Annotated in this window: 20 protein-coding genes and 1 pseudogene; 6 read left to right on the top strand and 15 right to left on the bottom strand. The window is 45.7% G+C overall.

Annotated elements, in window-relative coordinates; genetic code table 11:
• Positions 1-86: 86 nt before the first annotated feature.
• Both purU and PK654_RS04530 read left to right on the top strand, forming a co-directional pair.
• Positions 87-923, top strand: coding sequence for a formyltetrahydrofolate deformylase (gene purU, locus PK654_RS04535; protein WP_271697902.1), 837 nt, complete (start codon positions 87-89; stop codon positions 921-923).
• Positions 924-1,039: 116 nt separating this feature from the next.
• Positions 1,040-1,477, top strand: coding sequence for a DUF2753 family protein (locus tag PK654_RS04530; RefSeq protein WP_271697901.1), 438 nt, complete (start codon positions 1,040-1,042; stop codon positions 1,475-1,477).
• Positions 1,478-1,561: 84 nt separating this feature from the next.
• Here the strand turns inward: PK654_RS04530 and motY are convergent, their stop codons facing one another.
• Positions 1,562-2,443, bottom strand: coding sequence for a flagellar protein MotY (gene motY, locus PK654_RS04525; RefSeq protein ID WP_443088734.1), 882 nt, complete (start codon positions 2,441-2,443; stop codon positions 1,562-1,564).
• A 279-nt stretch (positions 2,444-2,722) separates the two neighbouring features.
• Between motY and rnt the strand changes: the two genes are divergently transcribed.
• Both rnt and PK654_RS04515 read left to right on the top strand, forming a co-directional pair.
• Complete coding sequence (gene rnt / locus PK654_RS04520) at positions 2,723-3,370, top strand: ribonuclease T (RefSeq protein WP_271697899.1); 648 nt, start codon at positions 2,723-2,725, stop codon at positions 3,368-3,370.
• Between the two features lie 29 nt (positions 3,371-3,399).
• Entirely contained in the window at positions 3,400-4,722 is a 1,323-nt protein-coding gene (locus PK654_RS04515) for a Na+/H+ antiporter family protein (protein ID WP_271697898.1), read from the top strand.
• Between the two features lie 105 nt (positions 4,723-4,827).
• On the opposite strand, the gene PK654_RS04510 is transcribed toward PK654_RS04515, so the two are convergent.
• On the bottom strand, positions 4,828-5,160 hold the full coding sequence (locus tag PK654_RS04510) for a Grx4 family monothiol glutaredoxin (RefSeq protein ID WP_271697897.1): 333 nt from the start codon (positions 5,158-5,160) through the stop codon (positions 4,828-4,830).
• Positions 5,161-5,435: 275 nt separating this feature from the next.
• On the opposite strand from PK654_RS04510, the gene sodB reads away from it, so the two are divergent.
• On the top strand, positions 5,436-6,020 hold the full coding sequence (sodB, locus tag PK654_RS04505; protein ID WP_271697896.1) for a superoxide dismutase [Fe]: 585 nt from the start codon (positions 5,436-5,438) through the stop codon (positions 6,018-6,020).
• An 81-nt stretch (positions 6,021-6,101) separates the two neighbouring features.
• On the opposite strand, the gene PK654_RS04500 is transcribed toward sodB, so the two are convergent.
• From PK654_RS04500 to PK654_RS04485, 4 genes and pseudogenes are all read right to left on the bottom strand, one after another.
• Positions 6,102-6,542 (bottom strand): DUF411 domain-containing protein, encoded by a 441-nt coding sequence (locus PK654_RS04500; protein WP_271697895.1) that lies wholly within the window; start codon positions 6,540-6,542, stop codon positions 6,102-6,104.
• A gap of 82 nt (positions 6,543-6,624) precedes the next feature.
• Positions 6,625-7,050 (bottom strand): hypothetical protein, encoded by a 426-nt coding sequence (locus PK654_RS04495; RefSeq protein WP_271697894.1) that lies wholly within the window; start codon positions 7,048-7,050, stop codon positions 6,625-6,627.
• Positions 7,051-7,107: 57 nt separating this feature from the next.
• Positions 7,108-7,623 (bottom strand): MFS transporter, encoded by a 516-nt coding sequence (locus PK654_RS04490; protein WP_271698792.1) that lies wholly within the window; start codon positions 7,621-7,623, stop codon positions 7,108-7,110.
• A gap of 12 nt (positions 7,624-7,635) precedes the next feature.
• Positions 7,636-8,259: pseudogene (locus PK654_RS04485) on the bottom strand (MFS transporter); the annotation flags it as partial.
• Between the two features lie 111 nt (positions 8,260-8,370).
• Between PK654_RS04485 and PK654_RS04480 the strand changes: the two are divergent.
• Positions 8,371-9,693 (top strand): IS4 family transposase, encoded by a 1,323-nt coding sequence (locus PK654_RS04480; protein ID WP_271696133.1) that lies wholly within the window; start codon positions 8,371-8,373, stop codon positions 9,691-9,693.
• Between the two features lie 184 nt (positions 9,694-9,877).
• On the opposite strand, the gene PK654_RS04475 is transcribed toward PK654_RS04480, so the two are convergent.
• The 9 genes from PK654_RS04475 to sdhC form a co-directional block, all read right to left on the bottom strand.
• Positions 9,878-10,447, bottom strand: coding sequence for an NnrU family protein (locus PK654_RS04475; RefSeq protein ID WP_271697893.1), 570 nt, complete (start codon positions 10,445-10,447; stop codon positions 9,878-9,880).
• Between the two features lie 161 nt (positions 10,448-10,608).
• The gene (gene sucD / locus PK654_RS04470) at positions 10,609-11,481 is read right to left on the bottom strand and encodes a succinate--CoA ligase subunit alpha (protein ID WP_271697892.1); all 873 of its coding nucleotides are present in this window, start codon (positions 11,479-11,481) and stop codon (positions 10,609-10,611) included.
• Positions 11,481-12,647, bottom strand: a complete 1,167-nt coding sequence (gene sucC / locus PK654_RS04465; RefSeq protein WP_271697891.1) for an ADP-forming succinate--CoA ligase subunit beta — start codon at positions 12,645-12,647, stop codon at positions 11,481-11,483. Before sucC ends, sucD begins: the two co-directional genes overlap by 1 nt.
• A gap of 207 nt (positions 12,648-12,854) precedes the next feature.
• Complete coding sequence (gene odhB / locus PK654_RS04460; protein ID WP_271697889.1) at positions 12,855-14,060, bottom strand: 2-oxoglutarate dehydrogenase complex dihydrolipoyllysine-residue succinyltransferase; 1,206 nt, start codon at positions 14,058-14,060, stop codon at positions 12,855-12,857.
• A 29-nt stretch (positions 14,061-14,089) separates the two neighbouring features.
• Positions 14,090-16,903, bottom strand: a complete 2,814-nt coding sequence (sucA, locus tag PK654_RS04455) for a 2-oxoglutarate dehydrogenase E1 component (RefSeq protein WP_271697888.1) — start codon at positions 16,901-16,903, stop codon at positions 14,090-14,092.
• 95 nt (positions 16,904-16,998) lie between these two features.
• Entirely contained in the window at positions 16,999-17,712 is a 714-nt protein-coding gene (locus tag PK654_RS04450; protein WP_271698790.1) for a succinate dehydrogenase iron-sulfur subunit, read from the bottom strand.
• A gap of 15 nt (positions 17,713-17,727) precedes the next feature.
• On the bottom strand, positions 17,728-19,494 hold the full coding sequence (gene sdhA / locus PK654_RS04445; protein WP_271697887.1) for a succinate dehydrogenase flavoprotein subunit: 1,767 nt from the start codon (positions 19,492-19,494) through the stop codon (positions 17,728-17,730).
• Positions 19,495-19,842, bottom strand: a complete 348-nt coding sequence (gene sdhD, locus PK654_RS04440) for a succinate dehydrogenase, hydrophobic membrane anchor protein (RefSeq protein WP_271697886.1) — start codon at positions 19,840-19,842, stop codon at positions 19,495-19,497.
• Positions 19,836-20,228, bottom strand: a complete 393-nt coding sequence (sdhC, locus tag PK654_RS04435; protein WP_271697885.1) for a succinate dehydrogenase cytochrome b556 subunit — start codon at positions 20,226-20,228, stop codon at positions 19,836-19,838. Before sdhC ends, sdhD begins: the two co-directional genes overlap by 7 nt.
• Between the last annotated feature and the right edge of the window lie 248 nt (positions 20,229-20,476).

Raw genomic sequence — 20,476 nt, 5'->3', positions numbered from 1 at the left:
AGAGGAATAAAAGCGGGCTCAAGTACCCGTTTATAAAACAGATAGCTTATAGCTTACACCCAAGACAGTTACGGACATAAATTTAAATGGAAAGAAAAATTCTGCTCACTCACTGTAGTGATGCACCCGGCCTGATCGCCAAAATCACCAACATCTGTTACAAGCATCAGCTTAATATTATTCATAATAATGAGTTCGTTGATAACACCAGCGGCCACTTCTTTATGCGTACTGAACTGGAAGGCATTTTCAACGATGAGACCTTTCTGCTTGATCTTGATCAGGCGCTTCCGCAAGGCGCTAAACGCTCCCTTGTCAGTGCAGAATCGAGAAAGAAAATTGTTATTCTGGTGACCAAGGAAGCACACTGTCTGGGCGATATCCTGATGAAGAGCTACGATGGCTCCCTTAATATCGATATTGCAGCCGTGGTCGGTAACTACGACGTTTTACAGAGCCTGACCGAAAAGTTCGATATCCCTTATCACCATGTTGCTCATGAAGGCCTGTCCCGTGAAGAACATGAAGCGAAAATGCTCGAAGTGATTGACAGCTATCAGGCGGATTATCTGGTATTGGCAAAATATATGCGTGTGCTGACACCGGGTTTTGTTGAGAAATATAGCCACAGAATCATCAATATTCACCACAGCTTCCTGCCAGCCTTTATTGGTGCCAAACCGTATCAGCAGGCTTATGACAGAGGGGTTAAAATCATTGGTGCTACCGCCCACTTTGTGACCAATGATCTGGATGAAGGCCCGATCATCAAGCAGGACGTTATTCCGGTAGACCATAACTTTAGTGCCAAAGATATGGCACAGGCCGGGCGCGATGTAGAGAAAAACATTCTTAGCCGGGCAATTAATAAGGTGGTTAATGACCACGTGTTTGTTTACGGCAATAAAACCGTTATTCTGTAGTCCGGCAGAGCCACTTTTATCTCTTAAAGCGATCTTGGTATAAAGGTCGCTTTTTTGCTTATTTACATGAGAATAATTATCATTTAGAATTCTTCTGCATAACAGGAGGATCCGTAATGACAATCAGTAAATGGGAAGAACATACTCTACTGGCCGATATTGCCCTTCAGGAAAAAGATTTCCTGCGCAGTGTACTCCATTACCAACAGGCCCTGAATCTGTCAGAAATGCTTATTGACCAAGAGCAGATAGATATTGATGACCTGCTGACCATTAACGTTATCTCCTGCCATAATCTGGCCAACTTCTGGCGCACACATGGCGATCAGGAGTATGAACTGAAGTATTTGCAGTTAGCATCAGAGCGCCTGTTAATGTTAGTTCCGCAGTGCCCGAATACCTCATGCAGTACCTTTGTTGATTCTTTAGGCTGCTGTCAGAAGGCGCTAATCAACTTTATGAAAAGGCATCCTGACACCAGCATAGCTCAGCGGGTTCAACACATTAACACCGTAAGTAACTGCGAAATTATTGCTAAGTTTAAGCTAAACTAACCCGACAGTTACCTGCTGCAGTATCAGAAAAGCAAGATCAAAAAACCGCGCTAACATGCGCGGTTTTGTTATATTTGGCCGGAATTAAACCTGAGTTCTGCCCAGCGAAATAACCACCCTACGGTTTTTATCTTTACCAATCGGTGTTGCGTTATCGGCAATCGGCCTGCGTTTACCATAGCCCTGTATCTCAATACGGTTTTCCGGTAAGCCAAGGGACTTAAAGTAGTCTCTCATTACCATGGCACGACGCTCAGACAGACTCTGGTTTACCCCTTTATCACCGCTGGAGTCGGTATAAGTGGAGATCAACACCAGATCAATATCGGTATTGTACTTCACGTACTCTGCAATCTGGGCAAGACGCTTCTGTGAGGCCTTGTTTAACTGTTCACTGTTACGGCTGTAATGAAGAATGGTAAATGATATATCTTCAAAGCTGTAAGGTAGCAGGTTGCTGATACAGAGAGAAAAATCATTATATTTCTGCTGAAAAGTGACCGAAGATAACCCAACTTCAATACGCTGATTGCGGCTTACCCAGTCGGAGTAACTGAAAGTCGGCAAGCGACCTTTCTCCAGCTCTGAAAGAATACTCCATGCCGTCTGGCCACCCACGTAGCCATCAAACTGTTTAAAGAACTTCATGGTATTCATCCGATCGGCACTCTCGCCGGCACGCCACGATGGCGGCATAGAGATAAGGTTTACACTGCGGGTTTCTCCCATTGGCCGGCGCATTTTTAGCTCAAAATCGAGATTGATCTTTTTGCTCGCCACGGAAGAGAACTCTGCCTGACCATAGTTAGGGATCTGGTGCACCAAGCGACACTCCAAAGGCGTATTAACTGCCATATCCCATTTAGATTGCTCAGGTGTCGCTAAATAGCGGATCGCCGCCGCATCCGATACCAGAGGTATCATGGCAGACGATATAAATGCACTGAGGGCAACCACTTTTTTCATACTCATAAAACTCTTTAAACTCGCTAACGGCGAACTATTGCCGCAATCAGGGAAATAATTGTCCTTTCCGCTTAGCTTCCATATGGAATTTGTCACTTCTGGTAAAGCTACTGCAAAAAGTTAGCCAGAAAAGTGAATCAAGGTAAAATAATTATTATCTACTGCTGACAGCCTGAGTCGATCGATTACTAACTTGTGCTAACAGAATTGATTTTAACCATTTTGCTCCGCGTAAGAATCTGCAATAATGCGTCCCTTATCACACTAATAATTTTAGACATGACAGTAGAAAACGAACAATTCACCTTAAAAAATCGCTTTCGTGGTTACTTTCCGGTGGTCATCGATGTAGAAACCGCAGGATTTAATGCAAAAACCGATGCACTTTTAGAAATCTGCGCTGTAACACTAAAAATGGACAGCAATGGCGACCTGCACCCGGCTTCCACAATTCACTTTCATGTTGAACCGTTTGAAGGAGCAAATCTTGAAAAAGAAGCTCTGGAATTTAACGGTATCCGCGATCCTTTCAGCCCTCTGCGTGGCGCTGTTTCTGAAGCAGAAGCGCTTAAAGAGATCTATAAACTGGTGAGAAAAGAACAGAAGCAGGCAGATTGCGGCCGCGCAATTATGGTTGCTCACAATGCCACGTTCGATCACAGCTTCGTTAAAGAGGCGAGTGAACGTTGCAAGTTAAAACGAGTCCCTTTTCATCCCTTCGCCACTTTCGATACCGCTGCTCTAAGTGGTTTAGCTTATGGTCAAACCGTTCTGGCCAAAGCGTGTAAAGCAGCAGGGATGGACTTTGACAATAAAGAAGCCCATTCAGCTCTGTATGATACGCAAAAAACCGCAGAGCTTTTCTGTGGAATCGTCAATAAGTGGAAAGCCCTTGGCGGCTGGCCGCTGGCAGATTCCGAAGACTAAAACACAAACACAACTCAAACGAGAATAATATGAATCCGGTAGTTATTTCAGTATGTATTATGCTGCTACTGGCGCTGATGAGGGTGAACGTCGTTGTTGCCCTTACTTTCAGTGCTATTGTTGGCGGCCTTGTTTCAGGTATGGACCTGAACCAATCAATCTCCGCATTTGAAAGCGGTTTAGGCGGCGGTGCTACTATCGCACTTAGCTATGCCATGTTAGGTACCTTTGCTGTCGCTATTTCAAAATCAGGCCTGACAGATCTGCTTGCCCAGAACGTTATTAAGCGCATTAACGGAAACGAAAACGCAGCGGCATCAACAGGACTTAAGTATGTCATCATTTGTGCACTGGTACTGGTTACCATGTCTTCACAAAACGTTATTCCTGTTCATATCGCCTTTATCCCGATTTTAATTCCACCTCTTCTGGGCGTATTTGCAAAACTAAAAATAGACCGTCGTCTGGTTGCCTGTGTGCTGACCTTTGGTCTGGTAACACCTTATATGGTTCTGCCGATCGGTTTTGGTGGTATCTTCCTTAATAATATCCTGCTGAAAAACCTGCATGACAATGGTTTGCCGGATGTAGTTGCCAGTCAGGTTCCTACTGCCATGCTTCTTCCGGGACTGGGAATGATTTCAGGCCTGCTTATTGCGGTATTTTTCTCTTACCGTAAGCCACGTGAGTATAAAGAGACAGAACTGACAACGGTTCATACTGAAGTCGAAGTAGACAAGCGAAACATTGTTGTTGCTCTTGTGGCAATTGCAGCGGCTCTGGGTGCTCAGTTAAGCACAGGCTCTATGATTATTGGTGGCCTTGCCGGCTTTATGGTGTTCACTTTTGGTGGCGTAATTAAGTATAAAGAGACCCATGATGTGTTCACTAAAGGTGTGCATATGATGGCGATGATCGGCTTTATTATGATTTCAGCAGCCGGTTTTGCAGCAGTAATGAAACAGAGTGGCGGTGTTGAAACTCTGGTTGAAGCTCTCTCCACCAGCATTGGTGATAACAAAGCTCTGGCAGCCCTGCTGATGCTGGTTGTTGGTCTTCTGGTTACTATGGGTATTGGTTCTTCTTTCTCTACCATTCCTATTCTTGCCACCATCTACGTACCACTGGCAGCGGCATTTGGTTTCTCTCCGATGGCAACCATTGCTCTTGTGGGTACAGCAGCAGCATTGGGTGATGCAGGTTCTCCGGCATCTGACTCGACTCTTGGCCCGACATCAGGCCTTAATGCAGACGGTCAGCACGAACACGTATGGGAAACCGTAGTACCGACCTTTATCCACTACAATATCCCGCTTATCGCTTTTGGCTGGATTGCCGCTATGGTTCTTTAATAGGGGTTCTGTAAAGGACTTGAGCTTCTACAGACGGCAATTCATTTGCTATCAAACTAAAAAGCCCGGCTAACTTAGCCGGGCTTTCTCATTCAGCAATAATGCTTACTCTTCGTCTTGTACTTTAGCGGCCGCTTCTTTAATCAGAGGTTGCAGCTCACCTTTCTGGAACATCTCCAGAATAATGTCACAACCACCAATCAGTTCACCTTCAACCCAAAGCTGCGGGAAGGTTGGCCACTGCGCATAAGCAGGTAGCTCTGCACGGATATCCGGGTTTTGCAGGATATCTACGTAAGCGAATTTTTCACCACAAGCCATCAGTGCCTGAGCAGCCTGAGAGGAAAAACCACAGCTTGGTAATTTAGGCGAACCTTTCATATATAAAAGGATGGCATTCTCTTCCAGCTGTTTCTTAATTTTGTCGATTGTTTCCATTGTCGTCTCACATGAATGTTAACTTCACTTCAGCTTCTCATTCTACGTATTTATCTGAGAATAAAAAGCACATTATCTGTAAGGTTAACTATACTCAATTCTGTTCATTTTACTCATGTAACTCAGTCAATTACTGAATTTTTTCCCTACAGGGGTTTTAATAAAGTAAAAACTTGATAAAATACCCTTCAAGTCAGTCAAATTGACGAATAACTAAAATTAAACTGGAAGCAATAGAAAGACTTAGCTCTTTCAAATCAAAGGAGAATCCGGCAATGGCATTTGAACTACCAGCACTTCCTTACGCAAAAGACGCACTGGAACCACATATCTCAGCAGAAACTCTAGATTTTCACCACGGTAAGCACCACAACACTTATGTTGTAAAACTTAACGGCCTTATCCCTGGTACTGAGTTTGAAGGTAAATCTCTGGAAGAGATCATCAAGACTTCAAGTGGCGGCGTATTCAACAACGCAGCTCAAATCTGGAACCACACTTTCTACTGGCACTGCCTGGCTCCGAATGCAGGTGGCGAACCAACAGGTGCAGTAGCTGACGCTATCAACGCATCTTTCGGCTCATTTGAAGAGTTTAAAGCTAAGTTCACTGATTCAGCGATCAACAACTTCGGTTCTTCATGGACATGGCTTGTGAAGAAAGCAGACGGTTCTCTGGATATCGTAAACACTTCTAATGCAGCAACTCCGCTGACAGATGAAGGAGTGACTCCTCTGCTAACGGTTGACCTGTGGGAACACGCTTACTACATCGACTACCGTAACGTGCGTCCTGACTATATGAATGGTTTCTGGGCACTGGTTAACTGGTCATTTGTTGAAGAGAATCTGGCAAAGTAATCAGACTCTAAACAGACAGAAGTGATAGAGAAAAGCTGGCCTTAAAAGCCAGCTTTTTTAGTTTTTCTGTTTTGAAATCAGTTAGTAACTTTTATAAACCCATGTTTTACCACTACTATCAAAAGCAACTACATCAAAACCTTTATACTCTCCCTCTTTTCCGGCCATACCCGGTGAGTATTGCGGCATTCCCGGCGCAGACAATCCGGCAATATTATCCGGCTTCTCTGCTAATAAGCGCTCTATCTCTGAGGCAGGAACATGGCCTTCAATCAGGTAACCATCAATAATGGCGGTGTGGCAGGATACTAACTCTGACGGCAACCCATGCTTTTGCTTAATACTGTTCCACTGATTCTGATGGTGAACCTCTATCTGAAAGCCTTTCTTTTCCAGAATATCGGCCCATACGGTACAGCAGCCACAGCTTGGTGATTTATACAAGTTCACCAGAGAGTTTGCCAAAGCACCTGTGCTGGTCAGGCTTAGTAAAAAGATCAGGCTTATTTTTTTAAAATTCATTGTTGTTCTCCTCTCCGAAAAACGGAGTCTCTTGAGGACGGTGAGTCCTTAACTTAAATATAGGTTATGAGTATTTATGTTTTTAAGTTAGAGAAACGAGTATAGGAGGACGGAGCTGTAGAGATTTATAGCCGGCACATTGCTGTAATTGCAAGGCTGGCATAGGGAGAAAATAATAGATCTGCTGAAGCTTTTCAGTCTGGCAGCTAGTCAGATTAACCAATGGAAGTGTCGGCAGACAACAATCCGCCATCTCTATATTACAGCCTGACACACAGCCAGTGTTTTCATGTTGCACTACTTGCTCAGTATGACAGTCCGCACTCATATCCTGATGGTGCCCTGCACATTCAGTCATCTGCGTTTTATCCATCAGTGCATTGTCCGCCGCTAGATTAATAAAAGGCGACTGACTATAGTCAATAGCCACTGCTTCTGTCATCACAACAGAAAAGAGCATTAACATAGAGAGCAGATAAGCCAGCACTTTTTTAGCGGCAGAAATCATTACTGAGATCCAATGAGTAACAAGTCTGTTATGTTAAAGCTTTACCCTGGGGTAAGGTCAAGCTTGTCCGGCTGCCTGACGTCTGTTTGATGCCAAAAATGAGCGCTGTGCAGGTATTACCATTACCGACGCAATGATCATAACCACTGCCAGTAATGCGAAAAACTCACTATCTGACCAAGAGTTTTCAATAAAAATACCAAACAGCCATGGTGCGGCCGCGGTGGAGAAAATCATCAGGGAGGTCATCATAGAGCGAATTGCACCTATTTTTTCAGTACCGTAAACCTCAGCCCAGAGCGCATTGACTACAGGGTTAGAGATGCCGATTCCCATACCGAAAAAGGTCATAAATAGCGGAGCAGACCAACTCTGTGAAAAATAGCTTAATACCAACAAACCGGAAATCAGCGGTAGCATAAAGTAGCCCAGCATGGTTCTGGCACTGTATTTGTCCACCAAAGAACCGGCAACCATGGAGCTTAGCCAGTGCATTACGCCATAGGCGATAAAGCTATTAGCCAGCAGCCCGGCAGACCAGAGCTTTTCTGTCAGCAGATAATTCTGCTGTATAAAAACGCCGGTAACAACAAAGGGTGCCGCCAGAGTGGCAGGCAAGATTGCCCAGAAACGCCAATCTTTCAGCACTTCTCTTCGGCCTCCCTTTGAGCCTGATGCAACTTGCTTATTTGGCTTTTTAACTAATTCAATAACACTGCCTGATTTGGCCAATAAGTAATAAGCAACGGGAAGATAAATAAAGACAATAATGGCAGCTATCGCCATCCAGCTATCACGCCAGCCTAGCCAGCTAATTAAGGTAACGGCAACAATAGGCAGTATAACTTCACCAAATGCCACCCCGCTTCCGGCAATACTGATGACTTTGCCTCTCTGGCTGGTATAAGAGCGAATCATGGTGGTCTGAGCGGTATGAGGTAATAGTCCCTGCCCTGTCAGCCTCAAAGCGTAAAAAGCCAGAAATAGCATCAGTTCGTTCTGTATATTGGCCATCAACGTACAAGCCGCAGCCAGTACCAGCGCGACCAAGGTGACAAATGGCCGCACATTCCAGCGATCAACAGCACCACCTACAAACATAATTGTGATGCTGCTGCATAGGGTCGCAACCGCATAAATAAAGCCGTAGTCTAAAGCCGTTAGCGCAATATCCCGCTGAATATCTGCGCCGTACCAGCTAAGAAAAAAAGACTGGCCGAAATTCCCTAATGCTGATCAGTTAAGAAATTTAATAGATCAGTTGAACGATCCTTAAAAGGCTTCAAAATCCGGTATCAAGTAATTGATGCCGGATTTTTTATGTCTATTCAGTCCCTCCTTGATACAACTATTTCCTCTGTAAAAGAGCTCACTTCATTAGACAAGTTGAACTCACTACTCTCTCCTGAGTTGCTTGCACAAGCATTTGAAAAAGCGGGGGTTGCAACTGTACGCAAACGTCGCTTGCCATTGGAGGCTGTGGTTTGGTCAGTTGTAGGAATGGGTTTATTCCGACAAGAATCCGTCTGGGATATAGCCAGTAAACTTGATGTATCTTTGCCTGGAAAACGTCATTTAGTTGCACCAAGCGCATTAGTTCAAGCCCGGCAGAGGCTAGGTGTGGAAGCCATGCAGGAAACATTTCAGGCTCTGGCTGCTCATCACTTTAATAAGCAAAAGTTTGAAGTGTGGCGTGGACTTAACCTGCTTGCAGTGGACGGTGTCGTTTTTCGTACCCATGACAATGCCGAAAACCGGGACTTCTTCGGCTCCGATAGCAATAAACAAGGGGAAAACAGTTACCCTCAGGTGCGCATGTGCTGCTTGATGGAGCTATCAAGTCATCTGCTTTTGGACAGTGCCTTCGATGCCAGAAAGATTGGCGAAATGACTCTTGCCGAAAGGCTGATTGAACACGCACCTGATTACTCACTAACCCTATTTGACAGAGGTTACTATTCACTTGGCCTGTTAAATAGCTGGTCTCAGGCGGGAACAGAAAGGCACTGGATGATACCGGCTAAAAAGGACCTTGTTTACACTGAAGTGCATAAACTCGGAAAAAGAGACAGGCTGGTATCAATCAAAACATCTCCTCAGGCACGAAAAAAGTTCTCTGACTTAAATGAAGAATTAATCGTAAGATTAACAAGTTATACCATTGATGGTCAGGAGTATCGTGTTTTAAGCTCGCTGACAGATCCGCTGAAATATCAATATAACGAGCTGGTAGAGCTTTACCAACAGCGTTGGGAAATTGAGCTTGGCTATCGAGAAATAAAACAAACCCTTTTATTGTCTGCCCACACACTAAGAAGTCGAAAGCCAGACATGGTTCGGCAAGAGCTATGGGGAGTACTTGTTGCCTACAATTTGGTTCGTATAGCGATGATCGAAGCTGCTTCAGGCATGGATGATGTTAATCCAAATAGGTTAAGTTTCTCTCACTGCGCGAGACATGTAATGGTTTATCTAACTACTATACCGATCAGTAGTCCGGGTAACCTTCCGAAGCACTATGCTACGCTTCTGGAAACGTTAAGAATGTTTGAATTGCCAGACAAGGTACCAGATAGAAAGTATCCTCGAGTGATGAGGAAAAAACCTAAAAAGTACCCTTACAAAAAATGCCAGTCAGCTTAACTGACTGGCATTAGGCCGAAATTCCCGGCAAATACCGTCAGGAAGCCAAAGGCTAAAAGAGGCCATTGCTGACGTAAAAAAGAGTGGTAGCTGCTCATATAGAATAAAGAACGTCACTGTTGTTTATAACGGCAGCATTAAGCTCCAATTCCGACTTAATTGCAATCACATTTGTAATTTTTCATCAGCTTTTCAATGGCATGCCTATCAGGGAGGCATGAAGGAAAAACACAAAGGCAACAGTTGTAACAACACCCAGTACGATAGCAATCACATCATTTCTGCCGGAAGCTTTTAAGCCCGGAAGGGCTCTCTGTTGACGGTTTTTCATGGAGATACGGTCGACTACCGCCCAGACTAAAAATGCGCCAAACAGCACAACATCCGCCAGCATGCCATTGACCAGTAAATGGCTTACAGCCCATATCTTTACCGAAACTAATTGAGGATGCTTTAAGGTTTGCTGAATTTTTCCCGGAAAGTAAGGAGCAAAAAACAAGATCAGTGCAATAAGCATTAACAGTGAGGAGACATGCCTAAACCAGTATGGCGTAATATAAAGCAGCACAGGCTCTAGCCTGGCATTACCATATCCGACAGCAATAAAATAAATTCCGGCAAGAGAGATTAACGAATATAGCCCTTTCCAGCCAAGCTCACTCTTGTTTGCTAACTTATCTCTTAACGGCTCAGCAAATATAGAGATGGAGTGTATGCCCAAAAACAGTATAAGACCCAGTATTAGCAGTGACATTGATAACTTCCTTTGTTGATTTATTATTATTGATCAGCACGTTACAGCCTAGCACAACTTTGCTGTCTGTTAAGTGGAATAAGTCTCAGTCAGGCTTCTAAACGTAAAAAAGCTCAGACTTTCATCTGAGCTTTTTGAACTTGTTCAAACTGATTTGATTATTACCAGCCAGTCACTTCACGAAGTGCCGAACCGATATCAGCCAGACTCTTAACTGTTTTAACACCGGCAGCTTCAAGTGCTTCAAACTTATCGTCCGCCGTACCTTTACCACCAGAGATAATCGCACCAGCGTGGCCCATACGTTTACCCGGAGGAGCAGTAACACCGGCGATATAAGAAACGACAGGCTTAGTGACGTTATCTTTGATAAACGCAGCCGCTTCTTCTTCAGCAGTACCACCGATCTCACCGATCATAACGATAGCTTCAGTTTCTGGATCGCTTTCAAACAGCTTAAGGATATCGATAAAGTTAGAACCCGGAATCGGGTCACCACCAATACCTACACAAGTAGACTGGCCGAAGCCTTCGTCAGTGGTCTGCTTAACCGCTTCATAAGTCAGAGTACCAGAACGGGATACGATACCCACTTTACCCTTCTTATGAATGTGACCCGGCATAATACCGATCTTACACTCATCAGGAGTAATAACGCCCGGGCAGTTTGGACCGATCATGACAACACCTTCTGCATCCAGACGTACTTTAACGTCCAGCAGATCAAGAGTCGGGATACCTTCTGTGATAGTCACAATCAGCTTAATACCAGCGTCTATCGCTTCCAGAATCGCATCTTTACAGAACGGAGCTGGTACATAGATAACAGAAGCTGTTGCGCCTGTTGCTTCTACAGCATCACGCACAGTGTTAAATACAGGCAAACCTAAGTGAGTCTGTCCGCCTTTACCCGGAGAAACACCACCAACCATTTGCGTACCGTACTCAATCGCCTGCTCGGAGTGGAATGTACCTTGTCCGCCGGTAAAACCCTGACAGATTACTTTGGTATTTTTATCGATTAATACAGACATTATTTGCCCTCCGCTGCTGCAACTACTTTTTCCGCTGCTTCTGTTAGCGAATTCGCGGCAATAATATTTAACCCGCTTTCAGCAAGTTTCTTCGAGCCAAGTGGCGCATTGTTACCTTCAAGTCGTACAACAACAGGAACTTTTACACCCACTTCTTCTACAGCACCGATAATACCGTCTGCAATCAAATCACAGCGAACAATACCACCAAAGATATTCACCAGAACGGCTTTTACATTGTCGTCAGACAGAATGATCTTAAACGCTTCTGTTACACGCTCTTTTGTCGCGCCGCCGCCTACATCAAGGAAGTTAGCCGGCTGGCCACCGTGCAGGTTAACAATGTCCATAGTACCCATAGCAAGACCGGCACCATTTACCATGCAACCGATGCTTCCGTCCAGGGCAACATAGTTAAGCTCCCACTTAGCAGCGTGTGCTTCGCGCTCATCTTCCTGAGATGGATCGTGCATTTCACGCAGCTTAGGCTGACGGTACATTGCGTTAGAATCGATATTGATTTTACCGTCCAGGCATAGCAGGTTACCTTCACCTGTAATCACCAGCGGGTTGATTTCCAGCAGAGCAAGGTCGTACTGAGCAAACATATTGCCAAGACCCATAAAGATCTTAGTGAACTGTTTGATCTGGTCGCCTTCAAGGCCAAGCTTAAATGCAAGCTCACGTCCCTGATATGCCTGAGGGCCTACCAATGGGTCGATTGCCGCTTTATGAATAAGCTCTGGAGTCTCTTCTGCAACTTTCTCAATCTCTACACCGCCTTCAGTAGACGCCATAAATACGATGCGACGGGTAGAACGGTCTACCACAGCACCAAGATAAAGTTCGTTAGCGATGTTAGACGCTTCTTCAACCAGAATCTTAGTAACCGGCTGGCCATTTGCATCTGTCTGATAAGTCACCAGGTTTCTACCCAGCCACTTTTGAGCAAACTCTTTTACGCCATCTTTAGTGTCGTGAAGTTCAACACCACCGGCTTTACCACGTCCACCTGCGTGAACCTGACATTTAACGACTTTTTTCTCGGTACTAATACGGCCTGCCGCTTCGAAAGCTTCTTGCGGAGTATCACAAGCATAGCCTTCAGGTACTGGCAAACCAAATTCAGCAAACAACTGTTTGGCTTGATATTCATGCAAATTCATTACGCTATTCCGTATGTTTATCCCTTAGGGATTTATTATTTCCATTAGGCTTTCCGCGTTAGCGGTCGTCCTCACCTCTTTCAGGTACCACTTCAACTAGCCGTTATTGGATTACTAGTTGTGATATCAGAGTGACTCACCTCTGATGTTCAAGGAGCCAGACGGGAATGCTATCTGGCTCGATTCTTATCTATATATTCAGAAAATTTATACGTTCAACAATAGTCTTGCCGGATCTTCCAGTAGCTCTTTAATCGTCACAAGGAAGCCAACTGACTCTCTGCCGTCAATCAGACGATGGTCATAAGAGAGTGCCAGATACATCATCGGCAGGATCTCAACCTTGCCATCAACTGCCATCGGGCGTTCCTGAATCTTGTGCATACCAAGAATCGCAGCCTGAGGCGGGTTGATAATAGGCGTAGACATCAGTGAACCAAATACACCACCGTTAGTGATAGTAAAGTTACCGCCCATCAGTTCATCAACGGTTAACTTACCGTCACGACCCTTGATAGCCAGCTCTTTAATACCCTTCTCGATATCTGCCATACCAAGCAGGTCACAATCCTTCAGTACCGGGGTAACCAGACCGCGAGGAGTAGAAACCGCCATACTGATATCAAAATAGTTGTGATAAACAATATCGTCACCATCGATAGAAGCATTCACTTCAGGGTAGCGTTTCAGCGCTTCAGTAACCGCTTTAACATAGAAAGACATAAAGCCCAGACGAACGCCATGGCGCTCTTCAAACTGATCTTTGTATTGCTTACGCAGATCCATAATCGGCTTCATGTTCACCTCGTTAAAGGTGGTCAGCATTGCTGTGCTGTTTTTCGCTTCCAGAAGACGGTTAGCCACTGTCTTACGTAAACGTGTCATAGGAACACGTTTCTGGCTGCGTGCAGCAGCAGGCGCTTCTGCTACCGGCTGTTCAGCTGGTTTGCTTTCAGCAGGTTTCGCCAGATAAGCTTCTACATCTTCACGGGTAATACGGCCGCCGACACCAGTACCTTTTACCTGACTTGGCTCAAGGCTGTGTTCAGCAAGAAGACGACGTACCGCAGGGCTCAGCCAGTCATTGCTCTCTTCTTCCAGTGACGCTTTATGGCGCTTATCCGGAGACGCTTCTGTTGATTCAGTAGTATCTGTTGTTGGCTGACCAGCAACAGCACCCGGCTTAAGCTTAGCAATCAGCTGCTTAGAAAGTACCGTAGCACCTTCTTCTTCGATAATCGCTTCCAGTACACCCGCTTCAGGAGCCGGCACTTCCAACACTACTTTGTCGGTTTCAATATCTACAATTACTTCGTCGCGGGCGATAGCTTCACCGGGCTTCTTATGCCAGGTCGCTACAGTTGCATCAGCAACGGATTCAGGCAAATCTGGAACCAGAATTTCAACTGTCATAATTTTTCTTCCTTAGCTTCTAGTTCTAATTAAAAATCTAGATTCAAAGCATCATCAACCAATGCTTTCTGTTGTTTCATGTGTACGGACATATAGCCAACTGCAGGTGATGCAGACGCCGGACGACCGGCATATTTCAGAGGCGCGCCCTGAACCGCATTCACGAAGTTGTGCTGGCTGCTATACCAGGCTCCCTGATTTTGTGGCTCTTCCTGACACCAGACAAAATCTTCCACGTTCTCATAGGCTGCAATCAGGTCACGAACCTCAAACAGCGGGAACGGGTAAAGCTGTTCTATACGAACGATAGCAACATCTTCCTGCTCATTCTTACGGCGCTGTTCCAGCAGGTCGTAGTAAACCTTACCTGAACAGAACACCACCCTTTTCACCTTCTTAGCATCCATATTGTCTACTTCGCCGATAGCCGGCTGGAAGGTACCTTCCGCAAGCTCTTCAAGGCTGGAGGTACACAATGGGTGTCTAAGCAGTGACTTAGGTGACATAACCACCAAAGGTCTGCGCATCGGTCTGATAACCTGACGACGCAGCATGTGGTACACCTGAGCGGGTGTTGAAGGAACGACAACCTGAATATTCTGCTCTGCACACAACTGAAGATAACGCTCCAGACGTGCCGAAGAGTGCTCAGGTCCCTGACCTTCATAACCATGAGGAAGAAGCATTGTCAGACCACATAAACGGCCCCACTTCTGCTCACCGGAGGAGATAAACTGATCGATAACCACCTGAGCTCCGTTGGCAAAATCACCAAACTGCGCTTCCCAGATAGTCAGGCCACCCGGTTCTGCTGTCGCATAACCATACTCAAACGCCAGTACTGCTTCTTCAGAAAGTACTGAGTCAAACACCTCAAACGGCCCTTGCTTGGTATGTACATTCTGTAGCGGAATATAGGTACTCGCATCTTCCTGATTATGAAGAACGGAGTGACGGTGGAAGAAAGTACCACGGCCTGAATCCTGCCCTGACAGGCGAATACGACGGCTGTCATCAACCAGAGTACCGTAGGCAAGAATCTCCGCCATACCCCAGTCTAACGGCTTCTCACCGTTAACCATGGCTCTTCTGTCGTTATAGATCTTGTTAACCCGGCTCTGAAGTTTATGACTATCCGGATGCTGACAAAGTTTATCACCCAGCTTCTGCAGACGCTCAAGTTCAAACTTGCTGTCCCAGTCAATGTTCCAGTCATGACCCAGATACGGGTTCCAGTCTACTGAGTGCATCAACATCGGACGCCACTCTTTAACTACGACTTCACCGTGGTCAAGGGCATCCCGATAACCATTCACCAGCTCTGTTGCTGTTTCGATATCAAACTCACCTCTGTCGATCAGCACGTCGGCATATAGCTTACGTGGTGTAGGGTGCTTTTTGATTTTCTGATACATCAGAGGCTGAGTTGCATTCGGCTCGTCGGCTTCGTTATGGCCGTGGCGGCGGTAACATACCAGATCAATAACAACATCACGTTTAAAGGTGTTGCGGTAATCCAGCGCAATTCGGGTGATAAAAGCAACGGCTTCAGGATCATCCGCGTTTACGTGGAAAATCGGCGCCTGTACCATCTTAGCGATATCAGTACAGTACATGGTCGAACGGGTATCATTCGGGTTAGACGTTGTGAAGCCAACCTGATTGTTAACCACAATCCTGACAGTACCGCCCACCTGAAAACCGCGTGTACGGGACATGTTGAAGGTTTCCTGCACCACACCCTGACCAGCAATTGCTGAGTCACCATGTATGGTAATCGGAAGAACTTTACTACCGTCTTCATCACCAAGACGATCCTGACGAGCCCTTACGGAGCCCATCACTACCGGATTTACAATCTCAAGGTGTGAAGGGTTAAATGCCAACGCTAAGTGAACGTCTCCGCCCGGAGTGGCGAAGTCTGCTGAGAAACCTTGGTGATATTTAACGTCACCAGTACCCCAACTTTCGTCATGCTTGCCGGCAAACTCGTCAAATAGATCCTGAGGTTTTTTACCCAGAACGTTGACCAGCATATTAAGGCGACCACGGTGAGCCATTCCGATAACAACTTCACGCATACCTGATTTACCCGCATGACGGATAAGTTCTTTCATCATAGGGATCAGGGCATCACCACCTTCCAGTGAGAAACGCTTAGCTCCCGGGAATTTAGCACCAAGATAACGCTCAAGACCTTCCGCTGCTGTCAGCTCTTCCAGAAACGTTTTCTTCTCATCTTTTGTAAAAGAAGGCTGACCTAATACTGACTCAAGACGCTGCTGAACCCAACGTTTCTGTTCAGTATTAATCATATGCATATATTCAGCACCAATAGAACCACAGTAGGTTTTCTTCAGCGCAGCATAGAGGTCTTTCAGTTGCATGGTGTCCTGAGACACAGCAAATGAACCTACATTGAAAGATTCTTCGAAGTCTTCTTCGGTAAGATTATGGAAGGCGGGGTCAAGATCCGGCCCCGGGTCTCGTTGCCAGATACCCAGTGGATCTAAATTGGCAGCCTGATGCCCTCGGAATCGATAGGCATTAATTAACTGCAGTACTTTTACTTGTTTTGCATCGACATCAGGATCACTAACTTGGACATTGTAATGCTTTGTCTCTTGAGCGAGTCGCCGGAAGTAATCTCGAACGCGTGAATGTGATTGCTCAGCTACCTCTTCCGAGGCAGGCTTTGGCAAGCCATCAAACACACTTTTCCATTCGTCACTTACTAGATCGGGTTCACTTAGATACAGTTCGTAGAGTTCCTCTACATAAGTTGCATTGGCACCAGCCAAGTGTGAAGACTCGAGCCATGCCTTCATCACGCCGTTGTGCATATTTTCCCTTAAACAGTAGTTATATATTCACCCAAATCGACTTGGGCTGTCTTAGCCGGAACCCTGCAAAGCAGAGCGCCGGCAATACTTATACTTTAAACCGACTTATTCACTAACATAGTCTTAATATGACCGATAGCTTTGGTCGGATTTAATCCTTTTGGACAAACACTTACGCAATTCATAATGCCATGACATCGGAAAACACTAAAGGCATCATCAAGATCGGACAAGCGCTCATCCCTAGCTGTATCACGACTATCTATCAACCAACGATAGGCAGCCAACAATCCCGCAGGGCCAATAAATTTGTCCGGATTCCACCAGAAGGATGGGCAGGAAGTGCTACAGCATGCGCACATAATACATTCGTAAAGACCATCAAGGTGAGATCGATCCTCAGGGGATTGAAGATTTTCTCTCGAAGGCGGTAGGGCACCATCTGAAATTAAATATGGTTTTACCTTCGCATAATTATCATAAAACTGCGTCATGTCCACTATTAAATCACGAACAACAGGTAATCCTGGTAAAGGCCTGATTACGATCACATTATTCTGCATCAGATCGGATAACGGAGTGATACATGCTAGGCCATTTTTGCCGTTCATGTTCAGGCCGTCAGAGCCACAAACCCCTTCACGACATGAACGTCTGAAAGAGATGGTAGAGTCCTGTTCTTTCAGCAGAATTAACGCATCCAGCACCATCATGTCGGAACCTTCTTCCACTTCCAGAGTATACTCCTTCATGTAAGGCTTCTTATCGACATCCGGATTGTAGCGGTAAAGAGAGAATTTAAGTTTCATCATTATCGCCTCCCTTTAGTATGTACGTACTTTTGGCGGAAACGCTTCGCGATGAACCGGTTCCATATTAACACTACGCTTAGACATCTCTTCAGTCTCAGGATTGAAGATAGAGTGGCACAGCCACTGCTCGTCATCACGCTCCGGATAGTCAAAGCGGGCATGGGCACCACGGCTCTCTGTACGGAAGTTTGCTGCTACCGCCGTTGCGAAAGCTGTTTCCATCAGGTTATCCAGTTCCAGACACTCAATGCGTTGTGTGTTGAACTCAGATGACTTATCTGACAGATGCGCTTCTTTCAGGCGGTCACGGATAACTTTAAGCTCTTCAAGGCCTTTCGCCATAGCATCGCCTTCACGGAATACCGAGAAGCTGTTCTGCATACAAGTTTGCAGATCTTTACGGATCTGAACAGGATCTTCGCCTGTACTGCTGTTTTCCCAACGCATAGTACGGGCCAGAGACGCTTCAATATCAGACTCTGTCGCAGGACGGGCTTCAGCTTGTGCTTCCAGAGTCTCACCAAGGTGAAGACCGGTCGCACGGCCAAATACCACAAGGTCAAGCAGCGAGTTACCACCAAGGCGGTTAGCGCCGTGAACGGAAACAGAAGCAATTTCACCGCAGGCAAACAGACCCTGCACTTCAACATCATTACCGCTTGCGTCTTGTTTAATGGCTTGTCCGGACACCTGAGTCGGAACACCACCCATCATATAGTGACAAGTCGGGATAACCGGAATTGGCTCTTTAACCGGATCGACGTGCGCAAAGGTTCTGGAAAGTTCACAGATACCCGGCAGTCTCGACTCAAGAACATCTTTACCCAGATGATCAAGTTTCAGTTTGATATGTGGACCCCAAGGACCGTCACAACCACGACCTTCCCTGATTTCAATCATCATTGAACGGGCAACAACATCACGGCCGGCCAGATCTTTAGCATTCGGCGCATAACGCTCCATAAAGCGCTCACCGTCTTTGTTCAGCAGATAACCACCTTCACCACGGCACCCTTCAGTTACCAGTACACCGGCACCGGCAATACCTGTCGGGTGGAACTGCCACATTTCGATATCCTGCATAGGCACACCGGCACGCAGCGCCATACCCACACCATCACCAGTGTTGATATGAGCATTGGTAGTAGAGGCATAAATACGCCCCGCTCCGCCTGTAGCCAGTATGGTTGCCTTAGATTTGAAGTAGCAAATCTCACCAGTTTCCATACAGATAGCAGTACAACCTAAGATGGCACCGTCCTGATTCTTAACTAAATCAAGTGCATACCACTCAGAGAAGATGGTTGTTTTATGTTTGATATTTTGTTGATACAGCGTATGAAGTAGCGCGTGACCGGTACGGTCAGCAGCCGCAGCCGTACGTGCTGCCTGCTCTCCGCCAAACTCTTTTGACTGGCCACCAAATGGTCGCTGATAGATTGAGCCATCTTCAAAACGAGAAAAAGGAAGCCCCATTTTCTCCAGTTCAATAACAGACTCAGGTCCGTTTTTACACATGTACTCGATGGCGTTCTGGTCACCGATATAGTCGGAACCTTTTACCGTATCGTACATATGCCACTGCCAGTCATCCTTATGAGAATTACCCAGCGCTACTGTGATCCCGCCCTGTGCTGACACAGTGTGGGAACGGGTTGGAAATACTTTAGAAAGCAGAGCACATGTCAGGCCCTGCTCAGAAATTTGTAAGGCAGCACGCATACCCGCGCCACCGGCACCGATTACAACGGCATCGAACTCACGAACTGGAATAGTCACTTACGCACCCCACAGAATAAATAGGCCGGAGAAGAAATACACGAACAACACAGCTACAAATGCAAACTGTAAGAAACCGCGTACCAAAGTTGGCTTGATATAGTCAGTTAGCACCTGCCACATACCGATCCACGCGTGGATCAGAATAGAAGTGAGTGCCAGCATGGAAAATGCCTTGGTGAAAGTGCCACCGAAAAAGGCTGTCCATGAGTGGTATGTGATATCGCCGCTAAATGCACAAAATCCGACAATGTAAATAGTGTACAGAGTCAGAATAATTGCCGTCGCTCGAATCAGTAGGAAGTCGTGAATACCATTACGACCAAATGATGAAACATGTTTTACCATACCAAAATTCCTCCCAGTAGTGACAACACTGCTGTTGCAGCAAATGTAACCTTGGCAGTCATAGAACCGGATTCAAAATCTTCAAAATGGCCCAGGTCCATTATCAGATGTCGAATGCCACCGGCAATATGGTAGGCAAGTGCAGTTAGAATTCCCCACAGGATAAACTTAACAAAGAAGTTATCGACCAGATCAGCGGCTTGCATGAAGCCTTGAGGTGAGGAGAGGGATAATGACAGCAACCATAGCAGGATGCCGACCGCTACAAATGTAATTACACCAGATACGCGATGAATAATTGATGATATTGCAGTGATCGGAAAGTGAATGGTCTGCAAATCTAGATTAACAGGTCTTTGCTTTCTTTCTTTCACGGGCTTGCTCACTCAGCTCCTTTGAGCATTTATTGTTATGTTCAATTTAAGTTGTCAACTCCACAAAATTTAACATTTACTTAACACTCAATCCCTGAAATGTGCGACTTAAATGTAAAATTAACGTTAATCAGCCCGTCTGAATTTAAACTAATGGATTCTTTCAAGCCTTGAATTTATAAGGAGTTAACAACAAAATTCTCGGTCACTATACGATTGGCAACATATTAATACAATTGTCTTAACAAAAAGTGCTACAC

The sequence above is a fragment of the Vibrio sp. SCSIO 43137 genome (assembly GCF_028201475.1).
GTDB lineage: Bacteria > Pseudomonadota > Gammaproteobacteria > Enterobacterales > Vibrionaceae > Vibrio.
The sequence above is the reverse complement of the archived record's forward strand: the minus strand, read 5'-3'. Positions and strand labels throughout refer to the sequence as shown.